General features: G+C 67.6%; 16 protein-coding genes. 7 read left to right on the top strand and 9 right to left on the bottom strand.

Annotation, left to right across the window (positions count from 1 at the left end; all coding sequences use genetic code 11):
• Positions 1–73: 73 nt before the first annotated feature.
• From AU193_RS11670 to AU193_RS11635, 8 genes are read right to left on the bottom strand one after another with little or no spacing between them, the layout of a single operon-like run.
• On the bottom strand, positions 74–910 hold the full coding sequence (locus AU193_RS11670; RefSeq protein WP_064422532.1) for a DegV family protein: 837 nt from the start codon (positions 908–910) through the stop codon (positions 74–76).
• The gene (octT, locus tag AU193_RS11665; protein ID WP_064422531.1) at positions 901–1,623 is read right to left on the bottom strand and encodes a diglucosylglycerate octanoyltransferase; all 723 of its coding nucleotides are present in this window, start codon (positions 1,621–1,623) and stop codon (positions 901–903) included. The genes AU193_RS11670 and octT overlap by 10 nt, the downstream gene beginning before the upstream one ends.
• Positions 1,613–2,272 carry a glucosyl-3-phosphoglycerate phosphatase gene (gene gpgP, locus AU193_RS11660; RefSeq protein ID WP_064422548.1) on the bottom strand — a complete coding sequence of 220 codons (660 nt, stop codon included), beginning with the start codon at positions 2,270–2,272 and terminating at the stop codon, positions 1,613–1,615. Before gpgP ends, octT begins: the two co-directional genes overlap by 11 nt.
• A 20-nt stretch (positions 2,273–2,292) precedes the next feature.
• Entirely contained in the window at positions 2,293–2,694 is a 402-nt protein-coding gene (gene rsfS, locus AU193_RS11655; RefSeq protein ID WP_064422530.1) for a ribosome silencing factor, read from the bottom strand.
• Complete coding sequence (gene nadD, locus AU193_RS11650; protein ID WP_082682939.1) at positions 2,691–3,329, bottom strand: nicotinate-nucleotide adenylyltransferase; 639 nt, start codon at positions 3,327–3,329, stop codon at positions 2,691–2,693. The genes rsfS and nadD overlap by 4 nt, the downstream gene beginning before the upstream one ends.
• Before the next feature lie 32 nt (positions 3,330–3,361).
• On the bottom strand, positions 3,362–4,813 hold the full coding sequence (locus AU193_RS11645; RefSeq protein WP_064422528.1) for a VWA domain-containing protein: 1,452 nt from the start codon (positions 4,811–4,813) through the stop codon (positions 3,362–3,364).
• Between the two features lies 1 nt (position 4,814).
• Entirely contained in the window at positions 4,815–5,690 is an 876-nt protein-coding gene (locus AU193_RS11640) for a MoxR family ATPase (protein ID WP_064422527.1), read from the bottom strand.
• Between the two features lie 48 nt (positions 5,691–5,738).
• Positions 5,739–6,995 carry a glutamate-5-semialdehyde dehydrogenase gene (locus AU193_RS11635; RefSeq protein ID WP_064422526.1) on the bottom strand — a complete coding sequence of 419 codons (1,257 nt, stop codon included), beginning with the start codon at positions 6,993–6,995 and terminating at the stop codon, positions 5,739–5,741.
• Between the two features lie 74 nt (positions 6,996–7,069).
• Here AU193_RS11635 and AU193_RS11630 point away from each other — a divergent pair, with 74 nt between their 5' ends.
• The 4 genes from AU193_RS11630 to AU193_RS11615 all read left to right on the top strand — a co-directional run bounded on the left by AU193_RS11630 (position 7,070) and on the right by AU193_RS11615 (position 9,814).
• The gene (locus AU193_RS11630; RefSeq protein WP_064422547.1) at positions 7,070–7,960 is read left to right on the top strand and encodes a ribokinase; all 891 of its coding nucleotides are present in this window, start codon (positions 7,070–7,072) and stop codon (positions 7,958–7,960) included.
• A complete protein-coding gene (locus tag AU193_RS11625; RefSeq protein ID WP_064422525.1) occupies positions 7,957–8,793 on the top strand; it encodes an enoyl-CoA hydratase/isomerase family protein in 837 nt (278 codons plus the stop codon). Before AU193_RS11630 ends, AU193_RS11625 begins: the two co-directional genes overlap by 4 nt.
• 83 nt (positions 8,794–8,876) lie before the next feature.
• Complete coding sequence (locus AU193_RS11620; RefSeq protein WP_064422524.1) at positions 8,877–9,206, top strand: helix-turn-helix transcriptional regulator; 330 nt, start codon at positions 8,877–8,879, stop codon at positions 9,204–9,206.
• Positions 9,206–9,814, top strand: a complete 609-nt coding sequence (locus AU193_RS11615; RefSeq protein WP_064422523.1) for a cation transporter — start codon at positions 9,206–9,208, stop codon at positions 9,812–9,814. The genes AU193_RS11620 and AU193_RS11615 overlap by 1 nt, the downstream gene beginning before the upstream one ends.
• 137 nt (positions 9,815–9,951) lie before the next feature.
• Here AU193_RS11615 and AU193_RS11610 read toward each other — a convergent pair whose 3' ends face one another.
• Positions 9,952–11,997, bottom strand: a complete 2,046-nt coding sequence (locus AU193_RS11610; protein ID WP_064422522.1) for an NAD(+) synthase — start codon at positions 11,995–11,997, stop codon at positions 9,952–9,954.
• A 43-nt stretch (positions 11,998–12,040) separates the two neighbouring features.
• Here AU193_RS11610 and AU193_RS11605 point away from each other — a divergent pair, with 43 nt between their 5' ends.
• The 3 genes from AU193_RS11605 (at position 12,041) to AU193_RS11595 (ending at position 14,176) form a co-directional block, all read left to right on the top strand.
• Positions 12,041–12,580, top strand: coding sequence for a cysteine hydrolase family protein (locus tag AU193_RS11605; protein WP_064422521.1), 540 nt, complete (start codon positions 12,041–12,043; stop codon positions 12,578–12,580).
• A 178-nt stretch (positions 12,581–12,758) separates the two neighbouring features.
• On the top strand, positions 12,759–13,220 hold the full coding sequence (locus tag AU193_RS11600; protein ID WP_253867767.1) for a hypothetical protein: 462 nt from the start codon (positions 12,759–12,761) through the stop codon (positions 13,218–13,220).
• Positions 13,221–13,336: 116 nt separating this feature from the next.
• Positions 13,337–14,176: an NAD-dependent protein deacetylase gene (locus AU193_RS11595; protein ID WP_064422519.1), complete on the top strand. Its 840-nt coding sequence runs from the start codon at positions 13,337–13,339 to the stop codon at positions 14,174–14,176.
• Positions 14,177–14,178 lie beyond the last annotated feature (2 nt).

Raw genomic sequence — 14,178 nt, 5'->3', positions numbered from 1 at the left:
TCGCCATCGTCTACCGCGGCGCAGCAGTCCTACGCGCCATCACCCTCTGGCTACCCCATTTGTCAGACACGCCCTAGTCGGCCAGCTGGACGACGACGCCGATCGCGCCGGCCCCGACATGAATCGACAGCACCGCTCCCATGTCGGTGACGCTGAGCGCTTCGAGCTGAGGAAGCCGGTCGGTCAACGCTGCGCCGACCTTGTCTGCGCCGTCGTGGTTGTCGACATGGTGGACGGCGATCGACGCCTGGCGTTCCCCGACGAGATCGGCGATGCGGTCCACCATTGCCGCGTGCGCCTTGGTGATCGTCCGGATCCGCTGGTCGAGCACGAGCCGGCCGTCGACATCGAGGCGCAGCAGCGGTTTGAGCGACAGCGCGGTACCCAACCACGACGCCGCCGTCCCGATCCGACCGCTACGGCGGAGGTTGTCCAGCCGGTGCACCACGATGAAGGCGTGGGTCCGCTGGGCGGCCGAACGAGCAACGGCCTCAACCGAATCCAAGTCCGAGCCCGACGCCGCGGCCTTGGCCGCCGCGACCGCGGTGAACCCCACGCCCATCGCCGCCGAACGCGAGTTCACCACCCGCACCGACGATCCGAACTCGCGGGCCGCCTGAACCGCCGAACTGTAACTGCTCGACAGTGCAGACGACAGGTGCACGGCGACCACGCCGTCGCCGCCGCTGTCCCGCAGCGCCTGCCGATACGTCTCAGCGAGGTCTGCCGGTGCCGCCCCGGCGGTGCTGGCGCGCGGCACCTCGTGGATGTCGTAGGGCACCTCGTCGATCCCGTCTCGCAGATCGATCAGATCGACCAGGACGTGCAATGGAACCTGGCGGATGTCCCACTGTTTCAGCTCGTCGGGCGCCAACCGCGACGACGAGTCGGTCACCACGATCACCGACATGGCACGCCGGCTTCGGCGAGCGCCTTGAGCATCGAGTCCGCGACGGCCTGATGGGCTTCGAAGTTCCAATGGATCCCATCGGGATTGCCCTGTCCGCTCAGGACGTACTCACCTACCGCCGCTTTGAGGTCGACGAGCGGAACCTCATGCTGCTCAGCCCATTCCGTGAGCGCCTTTACCGTCCCGTCCCGGCCGTGATGGGCCCTGCCGTAGGTGTCGGCGATGTGCACCGACGGCAGGCACGCGACGACGGGAATTCCGGGGCGGTTGAAATCGATGGCGCCGCGGGTCATCTCGAGGTACTCCGCGGACAGGTGCGGTGGCAGTGCCGCCCGCGCCACCGGCGACAGCCGCGGCTGCACCCAGCAGTACCCGTCACGCACCCAGCGCCGTAGCCACGGTGGTCGCACGTAGCGGATGAGTTCGCGCAGCGCGGTCGGCAGCGGTGACGGCAGCGAATCCATCCCGCCCGTGGCGAAGACCACCGCACCGGCCCGCGGCAGTGCAGCCCACGCCCGCGGATCCTGGGTGGCCGCCCACCACACGTCGCGACATGTCCAGCCGATCCGTCCGATCAGCTCGACATCCCAACCCAGTTGTGCGGCAACGATGTTGGGCCAGATTCGCGGATCGTCGGAAGGAAGGCCTCCGGCCGGCCCGTAGTAGGACAGCGAATCACAGAAGACCAGCAGGGTCTGACGTTCAGAGGACATCGCCGGCAACCTGCGCAGAAGCGTTCCACACGTCGAGCCGCCACCGGATATCGGCAGGCGCGGCGTCGACGGCGCTGTGCCCGGACAGCTGCACCCAGCTGGCGTTGCCCATCCCGCCGAGGATCGGCCAGTTGTCCACCGGCAGGTCGAGCAGCGAGGCCGTCAGCGCCGCGATCAACCCGCCGTGGGCGACCAGCACGACGGGTCGGTCCGATCCGTCGCCGGCCTGATCCAGGCCCCACTCGGCGTGCCCGCCGATGAGCTCATCGACCAGGGGTCTGCTGCGGGCTGCGACGTCGACGCGGCTCTCACCGCCCGGCGGCGCCCACCGCGAGTCGTCCCGCCACGCCAGCCGGGCTCCCGGCGCGGCGGCGTCGACCTCCAGATGCGTCATGCCCTGCCACTGGCCGAGGTGGGTTTCCCGCAGGCGGATGTCGACGATCACCTGCATCCCCGCATGTTCCCCCAGCGTGACGGCGGTGTCGAGGGCGCGGCGCAGATCGGACGAGACGATCGCCAGCGGCCTGCGTTTGGCCAGCACCCCCGCGGCGGCGACGGCTTGATGACGGCCCAGATCGGTCAATTCCGTGTCCAGTTGACCCTGCATCCGGCTGCCCGCGTTGTACTCGGTCTGCCCGTGACGGAGCATGACCAGCCGCCGGACCCTCCTCACGGCGCACCGTCCTCGTCCGCGGCTGGTTGTGCCGTCGGCCCGCCGACATCGACGGGGATGGTCGGGCAGTCTTTCCACAAGCGGTCCAGCGCATAAAAGTTGCGTTCGTCCTGATGCTGGATGTGCACCACGATGTCGACGTAGTCCAACAGCGTCCAGCGGCCCTCGCGGGCGCCTTCCCGGCGGGCCGGTTTGTAGCCGGCCACGCGCATCTTCTCCTCGACTTCGTCGACGATCGCGTTGACCTGACGTTCGTTGGAGGCCGAGGCGATCACGAAACAGTCGGTGATGACGAGTTGGCTTGAAACGTCGATCACGACGACGTCGTCGGCCACTTTGGACGCGGCCGCCTGCGCGGCCACCGTGGCCATGTGGACGGCTTCGTCGGAGGCGCTCATTGGTGCTTTCCTTGGGTCGTCAGTGGTTGTCTCGCATACAGTTTGCGTTTTGCGACGTACTGCACGACGCCGTCCGGCACCAGGTACCAGATCGGCCGGTTCTCCTCGGCGCGCTTGCGGCAGTCGGTCGAGGAGATCGCCAGCGCGGGCACCTCGACCAGTCGGAGCGCATCGTCGGGCAGATTCTTGATCGCCGCGGCGACATGCTTGCCGTCCAGGTCGTATCCGGGCCGGCTCACCCCGACGAAACTCGCGATCGCGAACATGTCCTCCCAGTTCTGCCACGTCAGGATCGACGCCAGTGCGTCAGCGCCGGTGATGAAGTAGAGGTCGGCGTCGGGGTTTAGCGCATGCAGATCGCGCAGCGTGTCCTTGGTGTACGTCGGTCCGCCCCGGTCGATGTCCACCCGGCTCACGCTGAACCGGGGATTGGAGGCGGTGGCGATCACCGTCATCAGGTAGCGGTCCTCGGCGGGGGTGACGTCACGGTCCTTCTGCCACGGCTGTCCGGTCGGGACGAAAACGACCTCGTCGAGTCCGAACAGGTCGGCCACCTCGCTGGCGGCTACCAGGTGGCCGTTGTGGATGGGGTCGAACGTCCCACCCATCACGCCGAGCCTGCGTCGTGTAGCCACGAATAGCCAGCTTACGGGAGCGCCCGCGCCGGTCAGACCGGCAGCAACTGGTCGATCACCGAGGCCAGTTGCTTGGCCGACCGGCATTCGTGCATGGTGATGACGTCGGAGTAGCGCGGCACGGCCGAATCGCCGCTGCCCCACAGGTGTCGCGGTTCGGGGTTGAGCCAGTGGGCGTGCCTGCTCGAGTTGACCATGTGCGCGAGCAACTCGATCTCCGGGTTGCGGTAGTTGTTGCGGCCGTCGCCGAGGATCAGCAGCGCGCTGCGCGGCGACAGCGCGTTGGGCCATTTGTCCATGAACGACACGAACGCGTGACCGTAGTCGGAGTGCCCGTCGCGGGTGTACACCGCGGCTTCGCGGGTGATGCGCTGCACCGCGACCGCCAGGTCGGCGTCGGGACCGAACAGTTCGGTGACCTCGTCGGTGGTGTCGATGAAGGCGAACACCCGAACGCGCGAGAACTGTTGGCGCAGCGCGTGCACGAGCAGCAGCGTGAAGTGGCTGAAGCCGGCGACCGAGCCGGACACGTCGCACAAAACCACCAACTCGGGCCGCGCAGGATGCGGCTTCTTGAGCACGACGTCGATCGGCACCCCGCCGGTGGACATGGATTTGCGCAGTGTCTTGCGCAGGTCGATCTCACCGGCCCGCGACCGCCGTCGTCGCGCGGCCAGCCGGGTCGCCAACGTGCGCGCGAGCGGCTGCACGACCTTGCGCATCTGGCGCAGCTGCTCACCGGAGGCCCGGAGAAACTCCACGTTCTCGGTGAGCTGCGGCACCCCGTACATCTGCACGTGGTCGCGACCCAGCTGTTCGGCGGTGCGGCGTTTGGTTTCGGCCTCGACCATCTTGCGCAGCTGGTTGATGCGTTGAGCAGCAAGGGCTTTGGCGATCTGCTCCTGGGTGGGCGTGGGCTCCTCGCCGTAGGGCGCCAGCAGACCGGCGAGCAGCCGGCCCTCGAGGTCGTCGAGGTTCATCGACTTGAGCGCCTGATACGACGAATACGACGGGCCCCGACTGGAGTTGTACCGGCCGTACGCCTCGACGATCTGCGCGATCATCGCGGCCATCCGCTCGTCGAGGTTGGCCAGGTCCTCGTTGTCGGCCAGCATCTTCACCAGCGCCGCACGCATCGCCTCGAGGTCTTCGGGCGGCAGGCCCGGCTCGTCGGTGTCGGTGTCGTCGTCCTCGAGGTCGGCCAGGATCGTCCTGGCGCCCAGCGCGGCGGGGAACCACAGGTCGAACATCGCGTCGTAGGTGTCGCGGTGGTCGGGGCGGCGCAGCACCGCGCACGCGATGCCCTCGCGCAAGGCGTCGCGGTCGCCCAACCCCAGCACCGACAAGACCCGTCCGGCGTCGACGGTCTCCGACGGACCTACCGAAATGCCCTGCGCCCGTAGCGCTTCGACGAACCCGACGAGGTGACCGGGCAAGCCGTGCGGCGCCAGCGGCTGCGACGGCCGGGTCCGTCGGACGGCCATGTCAGTTGAGCCTCAGCTCGCCGGACGCCTTGATCTGGTCGGACTGGTGTTTCAGCACGACCCCGAGGGTGGCCGCGATGGTCGCATCGTCGATCGTGTCCAGGCCCAGGGCCAGGATCGTGCGGCCCCAGTCGATCGTCTCGGCCACCGACGGCAGCTTCTTGAGCTGCATCCCCCGCAGCACGCCGATGATCTTGACCAGTTCGTCGGCGAGCCGTTCGGGCAACTCCGGCACCCGGGACAGCAGGATGCGCCGTTCCAGGTCAGGATCGGGAAAGTCGATGTGTAGGAACAGACACCGACGTTTGAGCGCCTCGGACAGCTCCCGGGTGGCGTTGGAGGTCAGCACGACGAACGGCGCGCGCTCGGCGACGATCGTGCCCAACTCCGGCACGGTCACCGCGAAGTCGGAGAGCACCTCCAGCAGTAGGCCTTCGATCTCGATGTCGGCCTTGTCGGTCTCGTCGATCAGCAGCACGGTCGGCTCGGTGCGCCGGATCGCGGTGAGCAGCGGGCGCGAGAGCAGGAACTCCTCGGAGAAGACGTCGTCGCGGGTGCTGTCCCAATCACCGTGTCCCGCTTGAATACGGAGTATCTGCTTGGCGTGGTTCCACTCGTACAGGGCGCGGGCCTCGTCGACGCCTTCGTAGCACTGCAACCGCACCAGACCCGAACCCGTCGATTGCGCCACGGCGCGGGCCAGTTCGGTCTTGCCGACTCCGGCGGGCCCTTCCACCAACAACGGCTTGCCCAACCGATCGGCGAGGAAAACCGCGGTGGCGGTTGCGGTGTCGGGAAGATAGCCGGTTTCGGCGAGCCGTCTGCCGACATCCTCGATGTCGGCGAACAGCGGCGCTGGGCGCGCGGGGACGCTCACAAGGCTTCGATTCTGTTCGCGCAAGCGCTCATCGGAAAGTTCTCCTGTTCAGGCGGGGCGAGTGTGACCGTCGCCCCACACAATCCATTTGGTCGACGTCAGTTCGGGCAGACCCATGGGTCCGCGGGCATGCAGCTTCTGGGTGGAGATGCCGATCTCGGCGCCGAACCCGAACTGCTCGCCGTCGGTGAACGCCGTCGACGCGTTCACCATCACCGCGGCGGCATCGACGCGGTCGGTGAAGCGTTGCGCGGCAGCCAGATCGGTGGCGACGATGGCTTCGGTGTGCCCGGTGCCGTACTCGTTGATGTGGGCGATCGCGGCGTCGACGCCGTCGACCACCGCCAGCGCGATGTCCATCGAGAGGAACTCGGCGCGCAATTCGTCGTCCGACGGGTTGTCGTGCACCGTCACACCGGCGTCCCGCAGCGCCTCGGTCAACCGCGGCAACGCACGCTCGGCGATGGCTGCGTCGACCAGGACCGATTCGGCCGCGTTGCAGACACTGGGCCGACGGGTCTTGGCGTTGAGCAGGATTCGTTCGGCGACGTCGAGGTCGGCCGACTCATGCACGTAGACATGGCAATTGCCGACACCGGTCTCGATCGTCGGCACGGTCGCGTCGCGGACGACGGCGTCGATGAGACCCGCGCCGCCGCGGGGGATGACGACATCGACGAGCCCACGGGCCTGGATCAGGTGCGTCACGCTGGCGCGGTCGGCGCTGGGCAGCAACTGCACGGCGTCGACCTCGAGCAGTTCGGTGGCCAGTGCCGCTCGCAGCGCATTCACCAGGGCGGCGTTGGAGTTGGCCGCCGAGGAGCTACCGCGAAGCAGCACCGCGTTGCCCGATTTCAGCGTCAACCCAAAGGCGTCGACCGTCACGTTGGGCCGGCCTTCGTAGACGATTCCGACGACGCCGAGCGGCACTCGCAGCTGGCGCAGCTGCAATCCGTTGGGCAACGTGCGGCCCTGTAGCACCTCGCCGAGCGGATCGGGCAACCTGGACACCTGGCGCAGGCCGTCGGCGATGCCTTCGATCCGCTTCGGGTTCAACGCGAGCCGATCGAGCATCGCCTCGGGTGTGCCCGCGGCACGAGCGGCCTCGAGATCCTGCTCGTTGGCCGCGAGGATCTGGCCCGTCGCCATCAGCACGTGGTCGGCGGCGGTGTTCAGCGCACGGTTCTTGGTTTCCGAACTCAGGATGGCCAGCGCGCGGGCCGCCGCGGGGGGGCGGCGGGCGGCGGCGTGCACCTGCTGGCGCAGGTCGACGCCCACAGCGCCCACGGGTGCCTCCACACTCATTTATCCAGGGTATCGAACGAGGTTCGGGCGTTCGACACGTGTCAGGTAGGGGCCCTGCATTAGCGTTGGGAGCCATGGCGCCGCGGGACTGCAGCCGGGTATGTGTGGTCGGCAGTGTCAACGCTGATCTGACCTTCACCGTGCGCACCCTGCCCCGTCCCGGTCAGACCGTGCTCGCGTCGGGTCTGTCCATGTCCCCCGGTGGCAAAGGCGGCAACCAGGCGGTGTCGGCGGCCAGGGCGGGTGCGAGGGTGCGACTGGTCGCCGCGCTCGGAAACGACGGGGCGGCCGAGATGTTGCGGAGCCACCTCAGCGCCAACGGCGTCGCCCTCGATGGCGTCGTCACCGTGCCGGGACCGAGCGGGTCAGCCGTCATCACCGTGGACTCGTCGGCGGAGAACACGATCGTGGTCGCGCCGGGCGCGAACGGCGTGCTGGGAGTGGACTCCGCCGATGTCCGCGCCGTCATCGCCGACAGCGACGTGGTGTTGCTGCAGCTCGAGATTCCGATCGCGACCGCGATCGCCGCCGCGCAGATCGCGTCCGCCGCCGGTGCGGTGGTCATCGTCAACGCCTCGCCGGCCGGGGCGCCGCCGCACGAGCTGCTCGCCTTGTCTGAGGTGGCCGATGTGGTCGTGGTGAACGAAACCGAGGCGGGCGCGTGGCACTGGCCGGTCCCCCATCTCGTGATCACCCGCGGTGCGCGCGGTGCGAGCTATCTCGGTGACGGCGAACGCTTCAGCGTCCCCGCCCCGGCGGTGCGGGCGGTGGACACCGCCGGCGCGGGTGACGTGTTCGCCGGAGTGCTGGCCGCACACTGGCTCGACGGCCACGAACTGGCCCTGCGCCGAGCGTGCGCGGCGGCGGCCCTGTCGACGCTCGTGCCGGGAGCGGGTGACTGCGCGCCGTACGCCGAGGCCATCGACGACGCTGTGTCCAACAGAGCGACAGAAAGGCAGTTATGACGACCACCCAGCCGGGCACCACCGACGCTCCGCGGCCGCCCGAGGGCGACTGGCTCGGCACTCCGTTCCTGAAGTTCACCCGCGAGGGTGCGTTCGGGGTGTGCCGGCTCGACCGGCCGGAGGCCCGCAACGCCATGACGCCCGCGATGTACTTCGGCATCAAGTACGCCGTCAAGCACGTCGAGAGCGACCCCGAGCTCGCCGGACTGCTGATCACCGGCACCGGTGACGTCTTCGCGCCCGGCGGGGACATGGGCGGGGGCGGCGCCGACAACTGGATGACGTTCGGGCCCGCGCTGGGGATGGATGCGTTGCCGTTCGACACGTTGCGCCAGTCCGCCAAACCCGTCGTGGCGGCGGTGAACGGGTCGTGCCAGGGCGGTGGGTTGCAGATCGCGCTGTGCGCCGACATCGCCGTGGTCAGCGAGCGGGCCACGTTCCGGGTCCCCGAGCTGTACCGCGGGATCGCCGACACTTACTACAGCCACATGTTGGCACGGCTCATCGGGCCGGTCCGCACCCGCGACCTGATGTTCACCGGGCGCACGCTGACCGCCGCCGAGGCCCACGACTGGGGCATGGTGGCGCGGGTGGTGCCCCACGACGAGCTCGCCCAGGCCGCCCGGGAGGTCCTGGCGCAGTGCTGCCGGACCGCGCCCGCGGCCAGAACCCTCGTCAAATCCAGCCTGGACAACTACATCGGCCTCTACGACCGGATCGGTATGCAGGCCAGCCTGGGTGCGCCCGAGTCGATCGAGGGCTTCATGGCTTTCAAGGAGCGGCGCTCGCCGAACTGGGTGCATCCGGATCTGCGCATCGACGGGCGCCTCTGAGGTGCGACTTGTGGAGCGGCACCGGCGCTCAGCGCCGGTACAAGTCGCCCCAATAGTTCAGCTTGTGATGTACTATCTGCGGCATGCAGACGGTCACCCACAGCGATGCGCTGGCGCGGTTCGGTTGTGCCCTGTCGGATCCGACTCGAGCCGAGATCCTGCTCATCCTGCGCGACGGCCCCGGCTATCCCTCCGAACTGGCCGACAAGATCGGCGTCTCGCGCCAGATTCTGTCCAACCACCTGGCGTGTCTGCGCGGTTGCGGGTTGGTGACCGCGCAACCGGAGGGCCGGCGCAGTCGCTATGAACTCGCCGACGAGCGGATCGCGCGCGCGCTCGACGACCTGGTCGGCCTGGTGCTCGAGGTCGACCCGGCCTGCTGTCCCGACGCCGCCGACGACGCCTGCTGCTGATGTCCGCGCACGCGACCAGAAAAACGGTCCTGGCGCGCCGGATCCGCTGGTTGGTCTCGGCCACAATCACCTACAACGTCATCGAGGCGATCGTCGCGCTGGCCGAGGGCGCCCGCGTGTCGTCGTCGGCGCTGATCGGGTTCGGCTTGGATTCGGTCGTCGAGGTCGCCTCCGCCGCGGCCGTCGCGTGGCAGTTCTCCGCACGCGATCCGGAAACGAGGGAGAAGACCGCGCTGCGGTTCATCGCGTTCTCGTTCTTCGCTCTTGCCGCGTACGTCGCCACCGACGCATTGTGGACATTGACCGGTCGAGGGGAGGCCGCAACCTCTCTCGTCGGCATCGTGCTGGCCGCAGCGAGCCTGGTGATCATGCCCGTGTTGTCGCTGGCACAGCGGCGTGCCGGCCGCGAGTTCGGGTCGACGTCTGCGGTCGCCGACTCCAAACAGACGCTGCTGTGCACCTATCTGTCGGCGATTTTGCTGGCCGGCCTCCTGCTCAACAGCCTGCTGGGGTGGTCGTGGGCCGACCCCGTCGCCGCGCTCGGTATCGCGGTGATCGCGGTCCGCGAAGGAGTCGACGCCTGGCGGGGTGACCCCTGTTGCACATGAATGGAATGACCATGCCGACCATCGCGAGCGTCCTGTTCGTGGTGTTCGCCGCGTTCGGATTCGGTTGGCGCAGTTGGCAACAGAAGCGCCGCACCGGGTCGACCAGTTTCCATGGCATCAGCGGGCACCCGTTGCCGCTAGTCCTCGGGAATCTCGCGCTCGATCTCGTCGAGCCAGGTGCGGGCGGACATATCCGACGGCGCTCGCCAGTCACCGCGCGGCGAGAGCGAACCGCCGTGCGACACCTTCGGGCCGTTCGGCACCGCCGACCGCTTGAACTGGGCGAAAGAATAGTACCGTTGGGCGAACACCTGCAGCCAGTGCCGGATCTCCTTGAGCGAGTACGACGGTCGCTTGGATTCGGGATATCCGGTCGGCCACTCGCCGCGCTGCGGATCGCTCCAGGCGTGCCAGGCCAAAAACGCGACCTTCGAGGGCCGGAATCCGAAGCGCAGCACCTGAAACAGCGAAAAGTCTTGCAAGACATAGGGTCCGACCTTCGACTCGCTGCTCTGGATCTCCTCGTCCTCGCCCGCCGGTACAAGCTCCGGCGAGATCTCGGTGTCGAGTACCGACTGCAGCACCTCGTTGACCCTGTCGTCGAACTGCCCCGACGAGATCACCCAGCGGATTAGGTGCTGGATCAACGTCTTCGGAACGCCGCCGTTGACGTTGTAGTGCGACATCTGGTCGCCCACGCCGTAAGTCGACCATCCGAGCGCGAGCTCCGACAGGTCGCCGGTGCCCAACACGATTCCTCCGCGCTGGTTGGCCAGGCGGAACAGATAATCGGTGCGCAGCCCCGCCTGCACGTTCTCGAATGTGACGTCGTAGACCTTCTCCCCGCGACCGAACGGGTGGTCGATGTTCTTGAGCATCAACTCCGCCGTCGAACTGATGTCGAGTTCGGTGAACGTCACGCCCAGCGCATCGGCCAACCGCAGGGCGTTGCCCTTGGTCCTCTCACCGGTCGCGAATCCGGGCATGGTGAACGCGAGAATGTCGCTGCGCGGACGCTGTTCGCGGTCCATCGCCCGCGCCGCGACGATCAGGGCATGCGTCGAGTCCAGCCCTCCGGACAGTCCGAGCACGATCTTGGGGAAGTCCAGGGCCCGCAGTCGCTGTTCGAGTCCGGCCACCTGGATGCTGTAGGCCTCGTAGCAATCCTGTTCCAGCCGTTCAGGATCCGATGGGACGAACGGGAACCGCTCGATGTGGCGGAGCAGGCCCACGTCGCCGGACGGCGGATCGAGCTGGAACTCCACGCGCCGGTAGGTATCCGTCGACGCGGCGTGGTGCCTGCGGTTGTCGTCGAAGGTGCCCATGCGGATGCGTTCGGAGCGCAGCAATTCCAAGTCGACGTCGGCCACCGATCGGCGTTCGCCCTTGGGGAAGCGCTCGGACTGCGCCAGGCATTCGCCGTTCTCCCAGATCATCGTCTGACCGTCCCAGGCGAGGTCGGTCGTCGACTCGCCCTCCCCTGCCGCGGCGTACACATAGGCGGCTAGGCAGCGTGCCGACGCGGAGCGGGCCAGCAGGCAGCGGTCTTCTGAGCGTCCGATCGTGATCGGGCTACCGGAAAGGTTCGCCAACACCGTCGCACCGGCCAGTGCCGCTGACGCGCTCGGCGGGATCGGCACGAACATGTCCTCGCAGATCTCGACGTGCAACACGAATCCGGGCACGTCGGTCGCGGTGAACAACAGATCGGGGCCGAACGGCACGTCCGCTCGCTGACCCATCCGGATCGCGCCACGCACATCGTCGCCGGGGGCCATCTGCCGTCGCTCATAGAACTCGCGATACGTCGGCAGATAGGACTTCGGCACCACGCCGAGCACGCGTCCGCGATGGATCACGACGGCCGTGTTGTAGATCCGGTGCCGATAACGCAGCGGAGCGCCGATCACCAGCACCGGCATCAGGTCGGCGGAGGCGACGACGATGTCGAGCACCGCGTCCTCCACCGCGTCCAGCAGCGCGTCCTGCATCACGATGTCCTCGAGGGAGTAGCCGGACAGCGTCAGCTCCGGAAAGACCGCGAGCGCGACGCTGTCGTCATGGCAGGCGCGCGCCATACGCAGCACCGACTCGGCATTGGCTTGCGGGTCGGCAAGCGCCGTGTGGTGCGTGCATGCGGCGACGCGGACGAAGCCGTGCCGGTACGCCGAGTAGAAATCCATGCCTCATTGTTGCCCGAAATCGGAACGGGGTATGCAAGTCCCCATGAGTGACACCGCAGTGCTGGTCATCGACATGATGAACACCTACCGCCACCCCGACGCCGAGAAGCTGGCCCCACACGTCGCCGAGATCATCGATCCCCTCGCGGGGCTCGTCGCCGAAGCCCGTGACCGCGACGACGTCGACCTCATCTACGTCAACGACAACTACGGTGATTTCAGCGCCCAGTTCAGCGACATCGTGCAGTCGGCGCTGCAGGGCGAGCGGCCGGACCTGATCGAGCCGATCGTCCCGCAGGACGGCTGCCGTCTGATGACGAAGGTCCGCCACAGCGCCTTCTACGCCACGGCGCTGGCATACCTGCTGGGGCAGTTGAAGCCCGAGCGGGTCATCCTCACCGGTCAGGTCACCGAGCAATGCATCCTCTACACGGCGCTGGACGCCTATGTCCGGCACTTCCCGGTCGTCGTCCCGCCGGATGCCGTCGCCCACATCGACCCGGAACTCAGCGATGCGGCACTGACCATGATGAAAAGCAACATGAGCGCCGAGATCACGCCCGCGGCAAAGTGTTTGCAATGATCGGACCGGATGCCGTTCTACTCGAAGCCCGCGGTCCGAACCGAGAGCGGTCACACGTAGGTTCACACTGCTGACAGATGTCGGCGCCAGAGCCGATCAGGCGTTTGACGCTGCGGTGCGTGGGTAGGCCTGCTTCGGTATGAGATCAAGACGGTGTGCATCCACTGCCACGGCGCCGGTGTTGCTTGCGGTGTTAGTGCTGGCCGGCTGCGGCAGCGATACCACTGGCGAGTCGAGCAACCGTGGGTCCGGATCGGAGACCACGGAGACGACTGTCGAGAACGCGTTTGTGGTGCCTCGCTATCTACCCGGATCGTGCGCCATTCAGGTCGGGAGTTCGGCGGAGCTGCGGTTCACTGTCACCAACAACCGGCCGGTGGAAACCGAACGGCTTGAGGGTATTTCCACACCAGCCGCCGACAGCGTCCGTATCGCTCCGGACCCGCCTATCGAGGTGGCTGCCGGCACCTCGATCGCCGCCGGACAACCCGTCGCACAGGGTCGCCCGTTCACGGTGACGCTGGAAGGGACCAAAGACAGCGTCCAGCCTGCGCACAGCGTCGACGTGACATTCCGCTTCGAGAAATCCGGGGACATCACCATGCTCGTGCCCGTGGAAGCCTGTCCGACTCAGGAGTGAATCCACGCGTGCGACCCATGCGCTAAGCGGTTGATCGCACGCAGGTGGTGCAGGCGATGAACCAGCTAAGCACCGGTGTGACGTTGAGTCGCCGGGAAGCGCCTACTCTCGATCAGGTGGACGCACCCGAACTCGTCGCCCTGCTGCGCGGCCGGCGGATCGCCGTGCTCACCGGTGCGGGTATGTCCACCGATTCCGGGATTCCGGACTACCGGGGGCCGGACTCGCCGCCGAGCAACCCGATGACGATCCGCCAGTTCACCTCTGACCCCGTGTTCCGGCAGCGATACTGGGCGCGCAACCACCTCGGCTGGCGGCACATGGACGAAACGCTCCCCAACGCCGGCCACCGGGCCCTTGCGACGCTCGAGGCGGTGGGCGTGGTATCGGGCCTCATCACTCAGAACGTCGATCTGCTGCACACCAAGGCGGGTAGCGACAACGTCGTCAACCTGCACGGCACCTATGCGGAGGTCATCTGTCTGGGCTGTGCGCACACGATGACTCGCGCCGCCCTGGCCGATCTGCTGGAGGCGGCCAACCCGGAGTTCGCTCAGCGGGTCGCGCAGTCCGTGGGCGGCATCGCGGTCGCCCCGGACGCCGATGCCGTCGTCGGTGAAACCACATCGTTCCGCGTCGTCGACTGCCCCCGTTGCGGCGGGATGCTCAAACCCGACATCGTCTACTTCGGCGAGAATGTCTCGAAAGAGCGTGTTGCCCAATGCTATTCGATGCTCGACGCGGCAGACGCTCTGCTGGTCGCCGGGTCGTCGCTGACGGTGTATTCGGGTTACCGGTTCGTGCGCCATGCCGCGGCGGCCGGCATGCCGATCGCGATCATCAATCGCGGTCCCACCCGCGGCGATGCGCTGGCGACGGTCAAGGTCGACAACGGATGCTCCCCGATGCTGGCGTTGTTGGCCGACGAGCTGCCGGCCGTGGCGACCTCGGCGTGAAG

This window comes from Mycobacterium sp. GA-1285, assembly GCF_001499905.1.
Taxonomy (GTDB): domain Bacteria; phylum Actinomycetota; class Actinomycetes; order Mycobacteriales; family Mycobacteriaceae; genus Mycobacterium.
Note: the sequence above shows the minus strand (reverse complement) of the source record. Positions and strands in the feature narration are given on the sequence as shown.

Excerpts from the sequence above, each read along its gene's own strand:
- AU193_RS11670 (WP_064422532.1), bottom strand. The coding sequence starts at position 910 with ATGTCGGTGATCGTGGTGACCGACTCGTCGTCGCGGTTGGCGCCCGAC.
- octT (WP_064422531.1), bottom strand. The coding sequence starts at position 1,623 with ATGTCCTCTGAACGTCAGACCCTGCTGGTCTTCTGTGATTCGCTGTCC.
- gpgP (WP_064422548.1), bottom strand. The coding sequence starts at position 2,272 with ATGCTCCGTCACGGGCAGACCGAGTACAACGCGGGCAGCCGGATGCAG.
- rsfS (WP_064422530.1), bottom strand. The coding sequence starts at position 2,694 with ATGAGCGCCTCCGACGAAGCCGTCCACATGGCCACGGTGGCCGCGCAG.
- AU193_RS11645 (WP_064422528.1), bottom strand. The coding sequence starts at position 4,813 with ATGGCCGTCCGACGGACCCGGCCGTCGCAGCCGCTGGCGCCGCACGGC.
- AU193_RS11635 (WP_064422526.1), bottom strand. The coding sequence starts at position 6,995 with ATGAGTGTGGAGGCACCCGTGGGCGCTGTGGGCGTCGACCTGCGCCAG.
- AU193_RS11630 (WP_064422547.1), top strand. The coding sequence starts at position 7,070 with ATGGCGCCGCGGGACTGCAGCCGGGTATGTGTGGTCGGCAGTGTCAAC.
- AU193_RS11625 (WP_064422525.1), top strand. The coding sequence starts at position 7,957 with ATGACGACCACCCAGCCGGGCACCACCGACGCTCCGCGGCCGCCCGAG.
- AU193_RS11620 (WP_064422524.1), top strand. The coding sequence starts at position 8,877 with ATGCAGACGGTCACCCACAGCGATGCGCTGGCGCGGTTCGGTTGTGCC.
- AU193_RS11615 (WP_064422523.1), top strand. The coding sequence starts at position 9,206 with ATGTCCGCGCACGCGACCAGAAAAACGGTCCTGGCGCGCCGGATCCGC.
- AU193_RS11610 (WP_064422522.1), bottom strand. The coding sequence starts at position 11,997 with ATGGATTTCTACTCGGCGTACCGGCACGGCTTCGTCCGCGTCGCCGCA.
- AU193_RS11605 (WP_064422521.1), top strand. The coding sequence starts at position 12,041 with ATGAGTGACACCGCAGTGCTGGTCATCGACATGATGAACACCTACCGC.